Origin of the sequence: Mucilaginibacter defluvii (genome assembly GCF_039543225.1) — a bacterium.
Classification (GTDB): domain Bacteria; phylum Bacteroidota; class Bacteroidia; order Sphingobacteriales; family Sphingobacteriaceae; genus Mucilaginibacter; species Mucilaginibacter defluvii.
Genome location: NZ_BAABJI010000002.1, coordinates 1,594,594 through 1,612,809, shown reverse-complemented (window position 1 = coordinate 1,612,809; position 18,216 = coordinate 1,594,594). Strand labels below are relative to the sequence as shown.

Here is an 18,216-nt window from a genome sequence, read left to right as displayed (position 1 = left end):
ATAAAATATTTCTTTTTAAAAAATAAGGCATCTGCAATTAAGCAAATGCCTTATTTCTATCGCCTTATCTACTTATACGCCCAGATCATGCATGATAGCGTCAATCTTAGCTTCCAGCTTTTCGTCGGTTTGCTTAAAGGCTTCTTTACTTTCAAGCTTACCGTTTACGCTGCAATAAAATTTAATTTTAGGCTCGGTACCTGACGGGCGTGCTGAAATGATGCTGCCATCCTCGGTAATAAATTGTAACACGTCCGACTTTGGCAATTCAATAGGTGTAGTTGTATTGCTGGTCAGGTCGGTTTCAACGCGCAGTTCGTAATCTTTCAGCGTAATAACTTTTGAGCCACCCAACGTAGCAGGCGGATTATTACGGAATTTTTCCATCAAGGCCTTAATCTCCTCGGCACCGGTTTTACCTTTTTTGGTGATCGATATCAGCTTTTCTTTATAGAAGCCGTATTTAATATAAGTATCCAGCAATGCCTCAAACAAGCTGCTGCCTTTATCTTTATAATAGGCGGTCATTTCGGCAATAAACGCTGCGGAAACAACGGCGTCTTTATCGCGTACAAACTCGCCTACCAGGTAACCATAGCTTTCCTCACCGCCACCAATAAAGGTTTGTTTGCCTTCAAACTTAGTCATCAGCTCACCAATGTATTTAAAGCCGGTTAAGGTGTTATAGTAGGTAACGCCTTTTTCGCGGGCGATAGCTTCAATCAGGTTTGAGGTAACAATGGTTTTAACGATGTATTCGTTACCGGTTAGCTTAGCGCTTTCCTGCCAGGCGGTTAACAAATAATTGATCAACATACTACCGGTTTGGTTACCGTTTAGCAGGATGAACTCATTATCAGTGTTTTTTACAGCGATACCTACCCGGTCAGCATCAGGGTCAGTTGCCAGCACGAGGTCGGCATCCACTTCCTGCGCTTTTTTAAGAGCGAGGGTAAGGGCTTCTTTTTCTTCGGGGTTAGGGTAAACCACCGTAGGGAAATTACCATCAGGAGTTGATTGTTCCTCAACCAGCACCACGTTTTCAAAGCCAAATAACTCCAGCGCTTTTGGCACCAAGGTAATGCCTGTGCCATGTATGGGCGAGAAAACAATCTTCAGGTCTTTTTGACGTTTAATAGCCTCCGGAGATACCGACAGGGTAACTATCTTTTGCAGGTATTGCTCGTCAATAGCGGTGCTGATTAGTTCGATGTTGCTGTCAACGCGCTCGAACTTAACTTCGTCGATGCTTTTGATCGCGGCAACTTCGTCCATCACGGCCTTATCGGCTGGTGATACAAATTGTCCGCCATCTTCGCCGTAAGCTTTATAACCGTTGTACTCCTTAGGGTTGTGAGACGCGGTAAGCATCACACCGCTTTTACAGCCGAGTGTGCGGATGGCGAATGATAGCTCGGGCGTTGGGCGCAGCGCCTCAAAAAAGTAAACGTAAATGCCGTTGGCCGAAAACACTTCGGCGGTAATACGCGCGAACAGATCGGAGTTGTTACGACTATCGTGCGCAATGGCTACCTTAACCTGCTCGTTAGGGTAAGTTTTCTTCAGGTAGTTGGCCAGGCCCTGTGTGGCAGAGCCTATGGTGTATTTATTAATACGGTTTGAACCCGGACCCATAACACCACGTAAACCGCCGGTGCCAAATTCAAGATCTTTATAAAACGAGTCGGTAAGCTCGGTGTAGGCTTTATCGTCAAGCAATTTCTGGATATCCTGTTTTACCTGCTCGTCGTAATTTCCCTCGAGCCAGGTGTTAACTTTTTGTAGGATGATAGGATCAATTTCCTGCATATGGTGATGTTTTTGGATTATTAAACTATAAGCAATGTTCAATTAAGCTACAAAGCCAGCAGAAGTGCTAATATGGCGAGTTTTTTTAGCTTTTGAAAGCCTTAACAATCACCTTTTGCATTAAGTTTTTGTGATGGTAAAAGAAAGTTTTTACAAATTTAGTAAGTGCCCGATGCTGACTACGTTTTAGCTTTTTTTATCACATGGAAAAACAGTTTGCGGGTTACTTCAAACCCTAAACTTTTATAAACACTGATGGCCCGTTCATTGTCATGCCTTACATGCAGATAGGGTACACCGCCTGATTTCAACAACCGCTCAACCTGACTCATTAACAATAGTTTGGCATAGCCTTTACCCAAATAATCCGGGTGCGTGCAAACCGCGCTAAGTTCGGCGTATGGCGACGGCGTAAGCCTTTGGCCGGCCATGGCCACCAGTTTATCACCGTCAAAAATTCCTTTATAATGTCCGAACCGTATGGTTTGCTGGGAGAATGGCCCCGGATTGGTTGCTTGTGTAAGCGCTAACATTTGCGGAACATGTTCATCGGTTAAATCAACTACCTTAATTTCACCTGTATGTTCAACAGCCTTGCCGTTAAAAACCATTTGGTAACACTCTACACAATTTAAAAGTGACCATGGGGCGGGAACGCTGATTTGTGCAGGGTCAATAAAAACGCAAACACGCTCATTAGGCAGTAGGTTGGCTAATTCGGTAAAATTATCAGTGGTATTGTTTTCCAAGCCAACAAACGGCGATACCTCTTCATCAAAAAACTTTACTTGGTCGCTGCCGAGCGCAAGTAGCGAATTACCGGTTAACAGCGCATGCCAAGCCGGGTTTTCAAGAACATCGATCATGGGGGCGAAACTATTAAAAAATCATTTGACTTTTTGGGTTCGCTGTTGATTGGCTGGTGTTGATAATTGCAGCACAATACTAATAAACACGATTAACCGTGAAATGAATAGCTACAGTTTTAGCCGTTTTAAGCACGTTATTTTGATCATAATAATATACATCGGCGTACTTGTCAGTAAATGAAATCCTGTTTTCTGTAAAACTTTCTATTTGTAATGAGGCATTTGTCGAACCAACCCCAGTCATCACTTTGAAATTTCGTATACTTAAAATATACTTGTCCGCCGGTTTTTTTAAACCATAGTCCTCAGTAGTGTAACCGCCTGTATTAAGTCGGTCAGATACCATAAAAACTTTTCCGTTATCATAAAACGTTAAGTATCCCCAGCCGATTGTGGATGATTTAAAAACAACCTTATCGTTTTCGTCTTTATAATCAAAAAATATCTCGTCTACTTTCCAGCGGCCTAAGAGTTTTTCTACAACGTCCTTATAAGCGGTAATTTGTTTTTCCTCTGGCTCAGGTTCTTCCTCTTTTACTACTTCCCGTATAATAACGGTTTCTTTTTTGCATGATGCAAAAGTGAATACCAGGATCAATAAGGTAATGGCACGAAGAGAATATTTTTTTAACATGACAGGTAAAGTTTTTGCTAAATTACAAAAAGGTCTAAGTATTTCTATAAAATTCAATAACATATGTTAGCAGCCGGATAAAGGTCAATCAACAAAGGCTGATTGTCTTGCGTCCGAACGGCGAAGATTTAGCACCCCGTTTTTGTCGTAGCCGTTAACCTGAACAGCCCGTCCCATATAAGTAAATGTTGTGTTGCCTATGCTTTTAATCTTTCCCTTATCCTCATCGCAGCCAAAGCGATCATAATAAGTAATGTTCACATTGCCGATTGATTTGATCAGCCCTTTGGTTTCGTCCCAACCAAAACGGTCATAATAAGTAAAGTTTACGTTGCCAATGGATTTGATTTTACCCCGCAGCTCATCCCAACTGAAACGGTCATAATAAGTAATGTTTAAATTGCCTATTCGCTTTAAGCGGTCGCTTAATTCATCAAAAATATAGTCATGCGGGTAATATTCAACCTCGCCGAAGCTGAAGGTATCTTCGGTATGTATGGGGTCGTAATAACTGTCGGTATTATCTGCATAAACATCGCGCAAGCGGCCAAGGTTGTCAATATAAACCGTTATTCCCGCATCTATCAGATAAACAGATTTGATGCGGACGGCACCGCGAGATAAATCGGCATCTATCTTAATATTGTTTTCTGCTTTGCTGAAACCGCAGGTAATTAAAATGAATAATAATGATAAAAGGCAGGAGCGTATAACTATCGTGGTCATGGTTCGGTTGATATATGGATAGGATTATAAAACGCTGTTTGGGTTTAACACAAAATAAAATAAAAAGCCTCTCCTTTTAAAAGAGAGGCTTATACCCAGTGTTCCCGACGAGATTCGAACTCATATCATCAGAACCGGAATCTGACATTCTATCCATTGAACTACGGGAACAGTGGCGCAAATATAAATTTATTTCTTTTCCGTTGTGATAATAAAAACACCTGATTGTTATTATCCCGCAATTTTTGAAGGCGGCACGCCATAAGCTTTTTTAAAAGCGAAAGAAAAATGTGACAGATCCTCAAACCCTACATCAAGGTATACATCTGATGCGGTTTTGCCTTGTTCCTTCAGCATAAAATAGGCTTCCTGTAACCTGCGTTGTTGCAGCCAGCGGCTTGGCGAGGTGTGAAATATATGTTCAAAATCGCGTTTAAATGTAGCCAGGCTACGCCCGGTAAGGTAAGCAAAGCGATTAAGGTGAACGTTAAAGTGAAAGTTTTTATTCATAAAAGCCTCGAGGTCTATTTTGCCGGGCTCGCTAAAATCAAACAAAATATCCTTCAGTTCAGGGTGTGCGCGCATCAACAGCATAATCGCTTCACATTGTTTAAGTATTTCAAGTTGTGTGTCAGCAGGCTGATCGCCCTCAATGTAAGGTATCAGCGAGTCCATAAACGCCTTCAAAAACGAATCGCCGCTTAATTGTATAACCGGATCAGCTATTGTGGTTTTGCTATGCCCGGCGTTCTGCCCGTATTTGCGGCTAAAGTTTTGCAGCGCAACCTGGTCAAGGTATATCGATACGGATTTAAATACACCGTCAGGCGGTGGCTGTTTAATAAATTTGAGTAACTGATTGCGCCTGACAAAGCGGAAATCGCCCTCATTGAATATAAAATCCTTATCGCCGTTATTTACGGTAAGCGTGCCCGATATCTGGTAGCTCAGCACATGCTCAGGTACAAACTGCTCGCCTGAGCGGTTGCAGCTGTAATAGCAGGAGTAGGTTATGGGTGATCTCGTATCGGCCATTATCAAAATTATAAAAAAGCAGTCGGCACGCGGTAAGGTACCGCATGCCCACTATACAAATATCAGAATTACTTTTTGTTGTTTTTAGTATACCACTGCCCCTGCGGGGTATCTAAAAAGTCAGCTGCATCATCATGGTCGGTTGACAGGCTTACCGGCAGCCATGCCTCCATCTCGGCGTCGCGTGTTTCATTGGCGTTTTTCAGGATGCCGATGGCCTCGCTGCCCAGTATTAAATGTACGGGTGGGTTAGGGTGTATAGCCAGGTCGACCATAGCCTTTGCCGCCTTATCGGGATCACCAACGGGGATGAAATCTCCGCTTTTGAAAAAGTCGGTACGCTGTTTAACAGTATCGTAACCGGCTATTTCGGGCGCATAGGTCATGGATGCGCCGGCCCAGTCTGTACGGAAACCGCCGGGCTCAACACTCGTTACGTAAATACCCAGCGGGGCCACCTCTTTGGCCAGTGCTTCGGTAAAACCACCTAAACCAAATTTGGCAGCCTGGTACATGGTTAGCCCCGGGTTGCCTACACGCCCGCCAATAGAGCTGATCTGCAATATGCGCCCGCTGCCTTGCCGCCGCATGTAAGGCAATACCGCGCGGGTAATCTCAATAGGCGCATAAAGGTTGGTTTCTAATTGGCTGCGTACCTGTTCATTGGTATAAGCTTCGGCCGCGCCAATAATTCCGAAACCCGCATTATTCACCAACACATCAATCCGGCCAAAATGTTTAACAGTATCAGCTACGGCCTGGTAAACCTGTTTATAATCGGTAACGTCTAACTGTACCGGTAATAGCTGTTCGCCATATTGTTTTACCAGATCATCCAACTGACTGGCGTTACGTGCTGTAGCGGCAACTTTATCGCCGCTTTTTAAAACTGCTTCGGTCAGGCTGCGCCCTAATCCGCGGGAGCTGCCTGTTATAAACCATATTTTTGTCATTGTCTGTTTTATTTAAGTACAACACAAAAGTATGGCGTTATTAAGCTACGCGTTTTGTTGAGTGGCTCAAGTTTGCTTTGTTAAAAAGCTCATCATCTTTTTACTTATACTCGCGCAACCATATTTTATACCAATGCTTATTTCGCGGATAACTGCGGTGCGAGGTGGCGTTATTGCAAATTACCGCTACTATAAACAATATCACTACACCTAAAAATACCGGGCAAAAAACATAAAAGTAACCTAACGCGTGTATTTTAGCAGAGCCGATGTTGGCGATCAGTGCCGTAGCGCCACCCGGCGGATGTAATGTTTTAGTGATCTGCATGGCAACAATGGAGCATGATACCGATAACGCGCAGCTAAGCCAAAGCTCGCCCGGAATGAGTTTATGAATGGTTACCCCGATAATGGCGCAAACCACATGCCCGCCGATTAAATTTCGCGGTTGCGCCAGCGGACTATTAATGGCCCCGTAAATTAACACGGATGATGCACCGAACGAGCCGATCAGGAAAAGATTGTCATAAGCGGTGAAGTATTTGCTGTTTAAAAAGCCGATGATACCGATGCCCAAGAACGAGCCGATGAACGTCCATAAATGCTCCCTGAAATCAATAAGTGTTTCTTTGTAGATGATGTATTTGGCTCTTTTTGCGTGATGCTGAATTATTCTTCTCATAAAAACATTGCAAATTTAATAGGTTATGAGAAAATGTAGCTGCCATGTTAATTAATTTATTTGCTTAAACAAGGTTTTAAATGTTGTTGTTAAAACGGTTATGACATATATGCGGATACTCCGGTTGGCCATGATGGTGTGGTGCACCCTGCTTTTTGCCGATGTTGTAAATGGCCAAACAAAAACATTAAATGGCGTTTACGCCGGTGTAAAACTGATGCCCTCGGTAACGCCGGGAGGTGGCATGAACCGTATTGACGAGGTGTACCTCTTTAGGCCCGATGGAACATTTAATGATGAGCTTGATAAACCCGACTGGCAAAAGCGCACCACCGGGCGCTATACTATTTCCGGTAAAAAGCTGACCTTGAAATTCAGTAAGGATGGCGATGTTTCTGACTATGAGATACAAAGCGCTGATAAGATAGATGCGGGCAGCTTCATCCTGTTCAGGCAACCCATGGATAGCAGCGTGCCTAAAGGTTTTCTGGAATTTAAAAAATTGAGCAGTATGGGTGGCATGGGCACCGGAACTACCTTCGTGGGCACATCATCTACCCGTGGATTGTATTTTGATGGTAAAGGCCGTTTTAGTACCAATAGCGAAAATACATCCGTTATAGCCGGTGATGGTATAGGCGGTGGCGGTACCAATAAAAAAGAGGGGGTGGGTGCCTACAAAATAAACAAGGGTGTACTTACGCTTAGTTTTGATGACGGTAAAACACAAACACACTCCTTCTATTATCGCCCGGCGGAAAAACCAGTGATGGCGGTTATTGATGGCGATATTTATTTTATGAAGGATGAAAAGGAAATGGCGGCAGAGCGGTCAGCCTCTTCGTCTGCTAAAAGTAAGAGGCGTTTATCTGCCAACAATAGTAACGCAAACACCGGAGCATCTGGTAATATAGCTGATGCAAAAGCAATGCTGCTTAAAGCCAATGCTACCCACGGCGGCACCAAACTTGATAACGTGAAGACGATCACTTTCGAGGCAACCGTACAAGGTATATCCGTTACAGGTTATGTTGCTGTAACCGGAGAGCGCCTGCGCCTGGAGATGAGCAAAGGCGGCAAACTATTACAGGTGCAACAACTGGAAGGCGGCAGCGGCTGGGAGTGGCAGGGCGGACGAACAGCTCCGCTAACTACCACGCGTATAAATGAAATGCGTACATCATTTTACACCGGTATTTTAGGCTTGCGCAAATCAGAGATTGAGGCTTTAACCATAGAGAGTGTTAAAACAGGCAAGGCAGGTACCGCGATAGTTTGTATGCAGAATGGTAAGCGGTACGCGTTCATTATAAATGATAAAGGACAAATGTCGGCCTCGGGTGACCTGGCGACCAAGGTGCCTTTGACTACCGTTTATTCCGACTTCAGGCAAACGGATGGTATATTAATGCCTTATGCCGAATTGAATACCGCCGGTAAGCAGCAATTATCTACACAGTATTCAAATTTCCGCATCAACCCGGTTATTCCGCCGCAAACCTGGAACAAACCCGGCGCAAATTGAAAGGCAGCCCTGATATACAGGAACTGCCTCTCGATTATTGAACGGAACAAAATTTTACCAGAAGCGCACGTAAAGCGCTGTGATCATTAATAGCGTTAAAACAATAAGGGCCAGTGTTGAAGGGGCAACCTTGAACATGGATGTATCCAGCACGAAAGCTTTCGGGTTCACCTTAGGGCCGCGAAGACTGATCAGTACCATCACGATCATGGTGAACAGGAAGGATAAGCCCATACAAATCAGGAACGGTATTTCATAAGTACCATCACCTTTAGGGTAAGCGGTGTACAAAAAGGTTTCGTTACCAAACAGCTTAGGGGCATAGTTGTTGAACAGTACCGACATGCCAAAACCGGTAAGGATACCCGCGATAGCCGCCGCGCCGGTAGTACGTTTCCAGAACATACCCAGCAGGAACATGGCAAATATACCCGGACTAATAAAGCCTGTATATTTTTGGATGAAGGTAAAACCACCCTCACCCCCAATGCCTAACAAGTCTTTCCAGGTAAGTAATATAGATAGCGCCATGGCAGCAGCTATGGTGATACGGCCAACTATAACCAGTTTCTTTTCGCCTGCTTCACGGTTGATATATTTCTTGTAGATATCCAGCGTAAAAATAGTTGAGATACTGTTAGCTTTACCCGCTAATGAGGCCACAATAGCCGCGGTTAATGCAGCCAGTGAAAGGCCTTTTAATCCGGTAGGTAAAAAACCTAAAATGGCCGAATAAGCGTTGTCTGCATTGAAGTGGCCGCCAGGTGCCATTTCAGCCTGTATACCACCATTTTTGTAAAGTACATATGCAGCAATACCCGGCAGCATTACAATAACCGGCATACCCAGTTTCAAAAAGCCTGCGAATAAAATACCGGTACGCGCCGTTTGTAAATTGGCGCCTAAAGCGCGTTGGGTAATGTACTGGTTGCAGCCCCAATAGTTCAGGTTCACTATCCACTGGCCGGCAAAATACATGGCGATGCCCGGCAGCATCAGGTATTTGTTTATATCGCTTTGCGAGGCGCCAGGTTTTGGTTTTTCGATGATCATTTTAAAGTGGTCCGGCGCGTCTTTCATCATGGCTGTAAAACCACCCCATACATCTTTACCCAAGCCAAATTGCTCGCTTACCAGAGTTAACGCAATGTAGGTTGTTGCCAAACCTCCGATAATTAATACCAATACCTGAATAACATCGGTAAAGCCGATAACCTTCATACCACCAAGTGTAATAACCAACGCGAAAATGGCCATCACGATGATGATGAGGTGAAAGTAGCCGCCGCCGGCAATATTATCAATAGCAAGGGCGCCCAGGTACAGGATAGAGGTAAGGTTTACAAACACATATAAAAACAGCCAAAAGATAGCCATGATCAAACTCACGGTTTCGTTGTACCGGGTTTGCAGGAATTGCGGCATGGTAAATATCTTATTTTTAAGATACACCGGTATAAACCATACAGCCACGATGATGAGCGCGATGGCCGCCACCCATTCGTAAGCCGCAACGGCAATACCTACCACAAAGCCGTTACCACTCATGCCGATGAATTGCTCGGCTGAGATGTTGGAAGCGATAAGTGATGCGCCGATAGCCCACCAGGTGAGCGATCCCTCGGCCAGGAAAAAGTCTTTTGAATCGGATACGCCCTTATTTCGTTTAAGGCGGTATACCCATATACCGTAGCCCGTTACCAACACAAAGTAGATAACGAACACAACGATATCAATAGTTGAGAATTTACTCATAAAAAATTAGGGTTAAAATTGGTTAAAAGGCCGGCACTCAAAATCCCATCCTGAAATGCCGGCCTGCTAATATAATTATTTGTAAGCTACTTCGTTCCAGCGAAGTTCGTTACGGAAGCTTTCGATAGTAGTGTCTTTGCCTATGCGTAAATACTCAATATCGGCCATGTCGGCAAAATCCTGAATCATTTCGGCAGTAAGGTTTTGGCTGTAGGCGGTGTGGTGTGCGCCGCCGGCGTAAATCCATGCGGCACAGCCGGTCTTCATATCAGGCAGTGGTTTCCATAATACACGGGCAACAGGCAGGTTCGGGAGGTCATTTTGCGGTTCAACAGCCTCAACCTCATTCACCAACAAACGGAAACGGTTGCCCATATCAATCAACGATGCATTTAACGCGGCGCCACCGGCTACGTTAAATACCAGCCTTGCAGGGTCGGCTTTGCCGCCGATGCCCAGCGGATGTACTTCTAAACTTGCTTTGCCACTTGCCAATGAAGCATCAACTTCCAGCATGTGCGAGCCTAATACCAGCGCATTGTTCGGGTCGAAGTGATAAGTGTAATCTTCCATAAAGGCATTGCCGCCCGGCAGGCCGCTACCCATAACCTTAAAGGCACGTACCAGCGCAACGGTTTTCCAGTCGCCCTCGCCGGCAAATCCATAGCCATCAGCTAACAAGCGTTGTACGGCAAGGCCCGGCAATTGTACCATGCCATGCAAATCCTCAAAGGTATCGGTAAAGCCTTTAAAGTTACCATCTTCTAAAAACTTGCGCAGGCCAAGCTCAATCTTAGCTGCTTCGTAAACTGACGAATGTTGCGCGCCGCCACGTTTCAAATCATCGGCAAGAGTATAAGTGCTTTCATATTCGTTAAGCAATTGATCAACCGCTTCCGGTGTAACGCTGTCAATCAGTGCCACAAGGTCGCCAATGCCATAGCTGTTTACCGCGAACCCGAATTTTAACTCGGCCTCAACTTTATCGCCGTCGGTTACGGCCACATAGCGCATGTTATCACCAAAGCGGGCAAATTTTGCGCCCTGCCAATCGTGCCAGCCGGCGGCGGCGCGTGTCCACGACCCTATCTGGGTCAATACTTCTTCATCCTGCCAGTGTCCAACCACAACCTTACGGTTTTTGCGCATACGCGATACCATAAAGCCGAATTCCCTGTCACCGTGTGCGCTTTGATTAAGGTTCATAAAGTCCATATCAATTGAACTCCACGGAATATCGCGATTAAATTGCGTATGCAGGTGCAGCATCGGTTTTTTAAGAATGCTCAGGCCACGAATCCACATTTTAGCAGGCGAAAAAGTGTGCATCCAGGTAATAATGCCAATAACATTTTCCGCAATATTGGCTTCCTGTATGGTTGCGTAAATTTCTTCAGTAGTTTTAACAGTAGGTTTGTAAACCACGCGCACGGGTATCTGGCCGGCACTGTCAAGCGCGGCAGCTAATTGCTTAGAGTGTTCGGCAACCTGGTTCAGTGTTTCCTCGCCATATAAATGCTGGCTTCCGGTTAAAAACCAAACCTCAAGTGTTTTTAAATCGATCATGTTAATATTCAGTATTAAATAAGTTGTTTCAAGTTTTATTCCAGTACGAGCACAAAGCCACCGTTGCCTTTCATAGTAATCTTTGCCGGGTTGTTGGTAGGTACGTTGCTTTGCGTAAAGGTTAGTGGTTCCGCGCCATCTGTAATTAGTTTAGCTTTGGTGGCTTTGAAATCTTTCAGGTTGATGGTAACTTCTTTGCCTTCATTTTCGCCGTTTATACCTGCTACGTACCATTTGTTACCGCTTTTACGCGCGATAACCGCGTATTTACCCGGATAGCCGTCAACAAAGCGTACATCATCCCAATAGTTAGGCAGATTTTGCAGGAACGATACTACATATTCGGGCTGACGCGACATGCCATCAGGCGACTCCGCGTAATGCTGTATGCCCGACAGGAACACTACGCTGGTAGCCAGCTCAAAGCCGCTGGTAGTTTTACGTGTTACCTGCGTAGGTATTTTGTACAAGTTCATGGGCGTAAAATCCATCGGATCGAACGCGTTGCGGGTATATGGCAGCATGGCGCAATGGTTCGCCTGGTTATCAGCATTGCCTTGATCAAACGTAACCATCTCAAAACCTTTTACAGCCTCGGTAGTCATCAGGTTGGGGTAAGTGCGTGCCCATCCGCGTGGTAAAGTAGCGCCATGAAAATTTACTAACAGGCCATGCGCGGCAGCATCCTTCAAAATATCAACGTAATACTGGATCATTGAGCGGCCATCGCCACCAAAAAAGTCAATCTTTACGCCCTTTATACCCATTTCGTTCAAGCGGGTAAATTCCTTTTCGCGATCCTCGTGCGTAAGTAGTTTATCTTTTGGAGTGTATTTTACGGTATTCCATGGGCCTGCGGAATTGTACCACAATAGTATGCCTACATTTTTGGTTTTGGCGTAATCGGCCAGTTGTTTTATTTTGTCGTAACCAATCTTTTGATCCCAGGCGGCATCAACCAGGCAGTATTGCCAGTTCATTTTATGGGCCAGGTCAACGTAGCGTATTTGCTCAGTATAGGTGATGGAATCGTCCTTACTCATGATCCAGCTCCAGGCCGCTTTACCGGGCTTTACTATGGATTCGTCCTTAAGCAAAATAGCCGGTGGTGCAACATCTGTACCCAAAGTAGATTCTACAATAGTTTTCAAACTGCCTATGGTAATTACACGCCAAGGCGTATAGGTTACGTTTTTAGGCAGCAGATCTCTGCCGGTATAAATTTCACGTGCGTCAGGAAAGCTGATCTTATAATTACTGTTTCCCTGGTCATTTTTTAGCGTGGTGCCGCAATAGCTTCCGTCCATACCTGCTTCGGTTATCAAAGCCCAATTATTACCGGTTTTAAAGAGTGCAGGATATATCCAGCCGTTTTTAGCGGATTTACCTGCGGTAACATCCTGATCGTAATTTTCTTCGTAAGACGGGTTAGTATGTTCCCAACCGCTTTTGGCTTCGGCTTTAGGTTGCAGCCAGGTTTTTGTTGACGGGGCGAAGTGATACTCGGTAACTTCTTTGTTGATGACCGCGTCATTCTTGCCGCCGTCCGGGAAATGATAGCGAAAGGCTACACCGTCATCTGACACCCGGAAGATCACATTCATTTGCTTACCGGCGGCGTTAAGCAAACTATAAACACGCTCACTGTACTTATAGTTAATGTGGTGCTTTTTGGCGTTCACCATGGTGTAAAGCTGGCCGCCCATACTGCTTTTTGATGATTTGAGCTTTAAGCCGCTGTAAAAGTTCCCGTTGCTCTGATCAATACCTAAAGCGGATGCCGCAATAACCGGCGTTCCCTTGCGGGTTACCGAATAAACGGGTTTGCCTGCGTTAATGTTAAACGATACTGTAATGCTTTTGTCCGGACTGCTAACAGTTTGCGCTTTCGCGCAAACCGCTAACATGCCCGCACACACTAAAAAAATATATTTGTACATATAGGGGGCTTATTTATTGGCCGTAATAAGAGTTAGGGCCATGTTTACGTTCAAAGTGCTTTTTTATCAGGGCATCCTTAAGGCGCGGCGCCATAGGCTTTATTTGCTCGGTAAGGTAAGCCATTTGTGCAACGCTCTCTAAAACGGCGCTGTTGTATACGGCCTTGTCGGCAGTTTTTCCCCAGGTAAAAGGGGCGTGGTTGCCTACCAGTATCATTTCCACATCCTCATAGCTAAGGCCTTTCTCCTTAAAGCAGTTCATGATCTGGAAACCGGTTTCATGCTCATAATCTCCCTTGATCATCTCGTCATCCATAGGCGGGGCACAGGGTACATCAACCGTAAGGTGATCGGCATGTGTGGTGCCGAAAATAGGTATATCGCGCTGTGTTTGCGCCCATGCTGTAGCGTAAGTGGAATGTGTGTGTACAATGCCGTTGATGTTTTCCCAATGCGTGTATAAAACAGCATGTGTTTTGGTGTCCGATGATGGGCGTAGATCGCCGTCAACAATATTGCCGTCAAAATCAACAATCACCATTTTCTTTGGTGATAGCTTCTCGTAAGGTACGCCGCTTGGCTTGATAGCAAATACGCGTTCCTCACGGTCGGCAGCGCTAACGTTACCGAAAGTAAACAGCACTAAGCCCAATTTAGGTAGCTGCATGTTGGCTTCGTAAGCGCTCTCTCTTATATCATGATATTTTTTGCTCATGCTGTAACAGTATTTGCCTGGTTAGCGGTAATTTGTTTAGCAATATCGGCGCCCAAGGCTTTGTATTGCTGGTATCGGTTGGCGTAGATTGCAGCGTTATCCGCATTAGGAATGTACTCCACATCAAAACCACGGCCCATCGCTTCCATCGCTTCTTCTGTTGATGAGTATACGCCCGACGCCACTGTGGCGAACATGGCTGCACCAAGCGCGCAGGTATGTTTAAACTGGTGAATGCGGATAGGCATGCCTAGTACGTCAGCCATCATTTGCATTACAAACGGCGATTTTTTGGCAACGCCGCCAATGCCGATGATGCCCTTAACCGGAATGCCTTCGTCAATAAAACGATCAACAATACTTTTGGCGCCAAAGCAGGTAGCCTCAGCTAACGCACGGAAAACACGCGGCGCATCGCTGCCAAGGTTTAAGCCGGCAATTGCGCCGGTAAGCAGCTGGTTAGCATCCGGCGTGCGGCGGCCGTTGAACCAGTCGATAGCCAGTTCATTATCACTTTCAATCGGTAATAAAGCGGCCTGGCGGCTTAGTTCAGGGATGATCTGCTCGGCTATTTCCTCTTTTAGTTTTTCGGCGGTAGCTTCATCTATCAGTTTTGATTGGCTTAGCAAATTGTTAATTGGCCAGCTTACCAGGTTTTTAAACCAGGCATAAGTATCGCCGAAGGCTGACTGACCGGCTTCTAAACCGATCATGCCTGGTATAACAGAGCCATTAACCTGTCCGCAGATACCGCGTACGGTTTTACCTTCAATATCCTCAGCCGGAACCACCATCATATCGCAGGTTGAGGTACCCATTACCTTGCTCAGGTAATAAGGCTCAATCTGGCCGCCTACGGCGCCCATGTGCGCATCAAACGCGCCAACACCTACAACCACATCGGCAGGTAAGCCTAATTTATCGGCCCACTCCTGGCTGATGTTCCCTGCCGGAACATCAGAGGTATAAGTGTCTTTAAAAAGTTTACCGGTAATGCCAGTCAGCAACGGGTCTAATGATGAAAAGAACTCATCCGGCGGTAAGCCGTCAAATTCTTCGGCCCAAAGGGCTTTATGGCCGGCAGCGCAACGGCTGCGTTTAATTTGCTTAACATCGGTACCGCCGGTAAGCAAAAAAGGTATCCAGTCGCAATGCTCTACCCACGAGTGCAGGGCGTTGTTCACTTCTTCATCCATGCGGATAATGTGCAGCAATTTTGCCCAAAACCATTCGGACGAATAGATGCCGCCTACATATTTAAGGTAGTTGGTATCAAACTTCGTGGCATGTTCGTTTATCTCGGCTGCCTCATCAACGGCGGTATGGTCTTTCCATAAAACAAACATGGCGTTAGGGTTCTCCTTAAAGTCGGGGCGCAGCGCCAGCGGATGGCCTGTCGCGTCAACCGCAACAGGGGTAGAGCCGGTTGTATCAACGGCTATACCTTTAACCAGCGCGGCAACATCAGCGCCAGCCTGGCTTAAACAATCTTTTATGGTAGTTTCCAAACCTTCGATATAATCGAGCGGATGCTGACGGAACTGGTTCTCGGCTGCATTGCAGTAAAGGCCCTTTTGCCAGCGTGGATAATTGTATACTGATGAGGCTATTTCCTGCCCGTTGGCAGCGTCAACAATAACCGAGCGCACGGAGTCTGACCCGTAGTCGACGCCGATCACATATGCTTTATTGGTCATGATTAGATTTATAATGAGTGTCGAATTAACACTTAAATTTTGATAAATAAAAATTTTAAGCGCTTTTTTTTGAAAAAAAATACGTGTGCTTTTAAAATGATACGATGCCTGCGGTAGGCGAATTATATCAGGATGCCGAAATACTGTCTGGGTTAGGTATGAAGTTCATAAACGCCTGGAACTTTGAATAGTAGTTGTGCATATTTAACTGGTAATAATATGCGCCGCGTTTTGAGCCTGCTTTATCTTTTTCGTTCAGTTTAATTAATAAACCTGTGGCCAGCACGCGCTTGCTAAAGTTGCGTTTATCAATAGCCGTATTAAAAACGTTTTCGTAAAGGTTTTGCAATTGCGGTATGGTGAACTTTGATGGCAGCAACTCAAATAATATTGGGTGCATGGCCGCTTTATACCGAATGCGCTTTTTAGCCAGCTCCACCATTTCCTGCTGATCGAATATTACTTTAGGCGTGCGCTTTAGCGTGAACCACTCGGCGTGATAGTCGTCGCTTATCTGCTTTTTATACTTGTTAATATCAATAAGCGCGAAATAAGCTACTGATACTGTGCGCTCAATTGGGTCGCGCTGCGGATCGCCAAAAGTATGGAGCTGCTCCAGGTAAACGCCCTCAAGTCCGGTAAGTTCTTTAAGTATGCGGTTTGATGCCTGATCTAAACTTTCGTCGGGCTGCACAAAGCCGCCCATTAAACTCCAGTTCCCTTTTTCGGGCTGAAAGCCTCTTTTAATCAGCAAAATCTTCAAAGCTTCACCGTCAAAACCAAACACAATACAATCAACTGCAAGTAATAAACGGGTTTGTTTGGAGTATTTCTGCATTTTTTATTTGTAATAAAGGCTGTTGCGTAACTGCAAATGTAATTATTCAGCTTAAAAAAGTAAATATGTTAATTATACCTGGTTTGGTACTAATAAGCTCGATTTAGCAATATTGTTTGCGTTGACTTATTAGCCCGTTAAGAACAAAAGTGTAATTTTTTTAAGTGTTTTTATCACAATTAAATTTTTATTTTATACTTTCGGAGCACTACAGGGCAAAAAACCACCCTGTCCATGTCGAGCCAATTATAATCTTTAAACCTGTTAATATTCGTTTTATGAAAAATAAATCTGTACAGATAATTATGAGCTTAGTAATAGCCACAGCCATCACCGCCTGCGGCGGACCCTCAAAGCAAACCGCTGAAAACACCGATACCATTGCTGCGGATAGTGCAACAACTAACATTAAAGGTACCGTTGATGGCAAAGAGGTTAGCCTGTATACCCTAAAAAATAGCAAGGGCGTAAGCGTAGTTATTACAAATTATGGCGGCCGGGTGGTGAGCCTGAATGTGCCCGACAAAGATGGTAAGCTTACCGATGTTGTTTTGGGTTACGATTCGCTTAAAAGCTATCAGAAAAAAGGTGAGCCTTATTTCGGCGCGTTGATAGGCCGTTATGGCAACCGAATAGCCAAAGGTAAATTTACCTTGGATGGCAAGCAGTATCAACTGGATATTAACGATGGTGTTAATACCCTGCATGGTGGTTTCAAAGGCTTTTTTTGCCAGGTTTGGGACGTTAAAAAGGCCGATGATAAAACACTTGAGCTAAGCTATATTTCAAAAGATGGCGAGGGTGGCTACCCGGGTACGCTTACCGTTGATGTTGCCTATGAACTAACCGATGATAACGAACTTAAAATAGCTTACAAAGCTACTACGGATAAGGCGACGGTTGTAAATTTGACCAACCATGCTTATTTTAACCTGAACGGGCATACCGGCGCGGCTATAACCAATCATCAGCTATATATTAATGCTGATAAGTTTACGCCGGTAGATAATACCTTGATCCCGACAGGTGAGTTGGATGCGGTGAAAGGAACTCCGTTTGATTTTACTACGGCTAAAGCCATCGGTAAAGATATAGAGGCTGATAACGAGCAACTAAAGTTTGGCAAGGGTTACGATCATAACTTTGTATTGAATAAAACCGCTGCCGATAAACCGGTAGCTACCGTATCAAGCCCGGTAACCGGCATCAGCATGGATGTTTATACCACCGAACCGGGATTACAATTTTACAGCGGCAACTTTTTAACCGGCGCCGACAAGGATGGAAAAGGTGGCGTAGCTTACCCGCACCGCTCCGCATTGTGCCTCGAAACCCAGCATTTCCCTGATTCACCTAATGAGCCATCTTTCCCGTCAACCGTATTAAAACAGGGGCAGGAGTATAAAACTACCACTACCTATAAATTTTCGATAGCTAAATAATTCAGTAACCAACAATAAAACCTCAATAAA

General features: G+C 45.0%; 15 protein-coding genes and 1 tRNA gene. 2 read left to right on the top strand and 14 right to left on the bottom strand.

The window, feature by feature from the left end:
• Positions 1-72 precede the first annotated feature (72 nt).
• The 8 genes from ABD960_RS13280 to ABD960_RS13245 form a co-directional block, all read right to left on the bottom strand.
• Positions 73-1,809, bottom strand: coding sequence for a phospho-sugar mutase (locus tag ABD960_RS13280; RefSeq protein ID WP_345331643.1), 1,737 nt, complete (start codon positions 1,807-1,809; stop codon positions 73-75).
• A 179-nt stretch (positions 1,810-1,988) separates the two neighbouring features.
• A complete protein-coding gene (locus ABD960_RS13275) occupies positions 1,989-2,675 on the bottom strand; it encodes a GNAT family N-acetyltransferase (RefSeq protein ID WP_345331642.1) in 687 nt (228 codons plus the stop codon).
• Between the two features lie 79 nt (positions 2,676-2,754).
• Positions 2,755-3,312, bottom strand: coding sequence for a hypothetical protein (locus tag ABD960_RS13270; protein WP_345331641.1), 558 nt, complete (start codon positions 3,310-3,312; stop codon positions 2,755-2,757).
• A gap of 84 nt (positions 3,313-3,396) precedes the next feature.
• Positions 3,397-4,038 carry a hypothetical protein gene (locus ABD960_RS13265; RefSeq protein ID WP_345331640.1) on the bottom strand — a complete coding sequence of 214 codons (642 nt, stop codon included), beginning with the start codon at positions 4,036-4,038 and terminating at the stop codon, positions 3,397-3,399.
• 99 nt (positions 4,039-4,137) lie between these two features.
• Positions 4,138-4,209: transfer RNA gene (locus ABD960_RS13260), tRNA-Arg, on the bottom strand.
• 60 nt (positions 4,210-4,269) lie between these two features.
• Positions 4,270-5,073 carry a helix-turn-helix domain-containing protein gene (locus ABD960_RS13255; protein ID WP_345331639.1) on the bottom strand — a complete coding sequence of 268 codons (804 nt, stop codon included), beginning with the start codon at positions 5,071-5,073 and terminating at the stop codon, positions 4,270-4,272.
• A gap of 68 nt (positions 5,074-5,141) precedes the next feature.
• Complete coding sequence (locus tag ABD960_RS13250) at positions 5,142-6,026, bottom strand: oxidoreductase (protein ID WP_345331638.1); 885 nt, start codon at positions 6,024-6,026, stop codon at positions 5,142-5,144.
• Positions 6,027-6,126: 100 nt separating this feature from the next.
• Positions 6,127-6,708 carry an HPP family protein gene (locus ABD960_RS13245; protein WP_345331637.1) on the bottom strand — a complete coding sequence of 194 codons (582 nt, stop codon included), beginning with the start codon at positions 6,706-6,708 and terminating at the stop codon, positions 6,127-6,129.
• 109 nt (positions 6,709-6,817) lie between these two features.
• Between ABD960_RS13245 and ABD960_RS13240 the strand changes: the two genes are divergently transcribed.
• Positions 6,818-8,233, top strand: coding sequence for a hypothetical protein (locus tag ABD960_RS13240; RefSeq protein ID WP_345331636.1), 1,416 nt, complete (start codon positions 6,818-6,820; stop codon positions 8,231-8,233).
• A gap of 54 nt (positions 8,234-8,287) precedes the next feature.
• On the opposite strand, the gene ABD960_RS13235 is transcribed toward ABD960_RS13240, so the two are convergent.
• From ABD960_RS13235 to ABD960_RS13210, 6 genes are all read right to left on the bottom strand, one after another.
• Positions 8,288-9,988, bottom strand: coding sequence for a sodium:solute symporter family transporter (locus ABD960_RS13235; protein WP_345331635.1), 1,701 nt, complete (start codon positions 9,986-9,988; stop codon positions 8,288-8,290).
• A gap of 75 nt (positions 9,989-10,063) precedes the next feature.
• Positions 10,064-11,554, bottom strand: coding sequence for an L-arabinose isomerase (araA, locus tag ABD960_RS13230; protein ID WP_345331634.1), 1,491 nt, complete (start codon positions 11,552-11,554; stop codon positions 10,064-10,066).
• Between the two features lie 35 nt (positions 11,555-11,589).
• Positions 11,590-13,494 carry a glycoside hydrolase family 97 protein gene (locus ABD960_RS13225; RefSeq protein ID WP_345331633.1) on the bottom strand — a complete coding sequence of 635 codons (1,905 nt, stop codon included), beginning with the start codon at positions 13,492-13,494 and terminating at the stop codon, positions 11,590-11,592.
• Positions 13,495-13,507: 13 nt separating this feature from the next.
• Positions 13,508-14,209, bottom strand: a complete 702-nt coding sequence (locus ABD960_RS13220; RefSeq protein WP_345331632.1) for an L-ribulose-5-phosphate 4-epimerase — start codon at positions 14,207-14,209, stop codon at positions 13,508-13,510.
• Positions 14,206-15,906, bottom strand: coding sequence for a ribulokinase (locus ABD960_RS13215; RefSeq protein ID WP_345331631.1), 1,701 nt, complete (start codon positions 15,904-15,906; stop codon positions 14,206-14,208). Before ABD960_RS13215 ends, ABD960_RS13220 begins: the two co-directional genes overlap by 4 nt.
• Positions 15,907-16,033: 127 nt before the next feature.
• On the bottom strand, positions 16,034-16,744 hold the full coding sequence (locus tag ABD960_RS13210; protein WP_345331630.1) for an NUDIX hydrolase: 711 nt from the start codon (positions 16,742-16,744) through the stop codon (positions 16,034-16,036).
• A 278-nt stretch (positions 16,745-17,022) separates the two neighbouring features.
• On the opposite strand from ABD960_RS13210, the gene ABD960_RS13205 reads away from it, so the two are divergent.
• A complete protein-coding gene (locus ABD960_RS13205) occupies positions 17,023-18,186 on the top strand; it encodes an aldose epimerase family protein (protein ID WP_345331629.1) in 1,164 nt (387 codons plus the stop codon).
• Positions 18,187-18,216: the final 30 nt, after the last annotated feature.

Excerpts from the sequence above, each read along its gene's own strand:
- ABD960_RS13245 (WP_345331637.1), bottom strand. The coding sequence starts at position 6,708 with ATGAGAAGAATAATTCAGCATCACGCAAAAAGAGCCAAATACATCATC.
- ABD960_RS13205 (WP_345331629.1), top strand. The coding sequence starts at position 17,023 with ATGAAAAATAAATCTGTACAGATAATTATGAGCTTAGTAATAGCCACA.
- ABD960_RS13215 (WP_345331631.1), bottom strand. The coding sequence starts at position 15,906 with ATGACCAATAAAGCATATGTGATCGGCGTCGACTACGGGTCAGACTCC.
- ABD960_RS13250 (WP_345331638.1), bottom strand. The coding sequence starts at position 6,026 with ATGACAAAAATATGGTTTATAACAGGCAGCTCCCGCGGATTAGGGCGC.
- ABD960_RS13240 (WP_345331636.1), top strand. The coding sequence starts at position 6,818 with ATGCGGATACTCCGGTTGGCCATGATGGTGTGGTGCACCCTGCTTTTT.
- araA (WP_345331634.1), bottom strand. The coding sequence starts at position 11,554 with ATGATCGATTTAAAAACACTTGAGGTTTGGTTTTTAACCGGAAGCCAG.
- ABD960_RS13270 (WP_345331641.1), bottom strand. The coding sequence starts at position 3,312 with ATGTTAAAAAAATATTCTCTTCGTGCCATTACCTTATTGATCCTGGTA.
- ABD960_RS13255 (WP_345331639.1), bottom strand. The coding sequence starts at position 5,073 with ATGGCCGATACGAGATCACCCATAACCTACTCCTGCTATTACAGCTGC.
- ABD960_RS13225 (WP_345331633.1), bottom strand. The coding sequence starts at position 13,494 with ATGTACAAATATATTTTTTTAGTGTGTGCGGGCATGTTAGCGGTTTGC.
- ABD960_RS13280 (WP_345331643.1), bottom strand. The coding sequence starts at position 1,809 with ATGCAGGAAATTGATCCTATCATCCTACAAAAAGTTAACACCTGGCTC.
- ABD960_RS13275 (WP_345331642.1), bottom strand. The coding sequence starts at position 2,675 with ATGATCGATGTTCTTGAAAACCCGGCTTGGCATGCGCTGTTAACCGGT.
- ABD960_RS13220 (WP_345331632.1), bottom strand. The coding sequence starts at position 14,209 with ATGAGCAAAAAATATCATGATATAAGAGAGAGCGCTTACGAAGCCAAC.
- ABD960_RS13235 (WP_345331635.1), bottom strand. The coding sequence starts at position 9,988 with ATGAGTAAATTCTCAACTATTGATATCGTTGTGTTCGTTATCTACTTT.
- ABD960_RS13265 (WP_345331640.1), bottom strand. The coding sequence starts at position 4,038 with ATGACCACGATAGTTATACGCTCCTGCCTTTTATCATTATTATTCATT.
- ABD960_RS13210 (WP_345331630.1), bottom strand. The coding sequence starts at position 16,744 with ATGCAGAAATACTCCAAACAAACCCGTTTATTACTTGCAGTTGATTGT.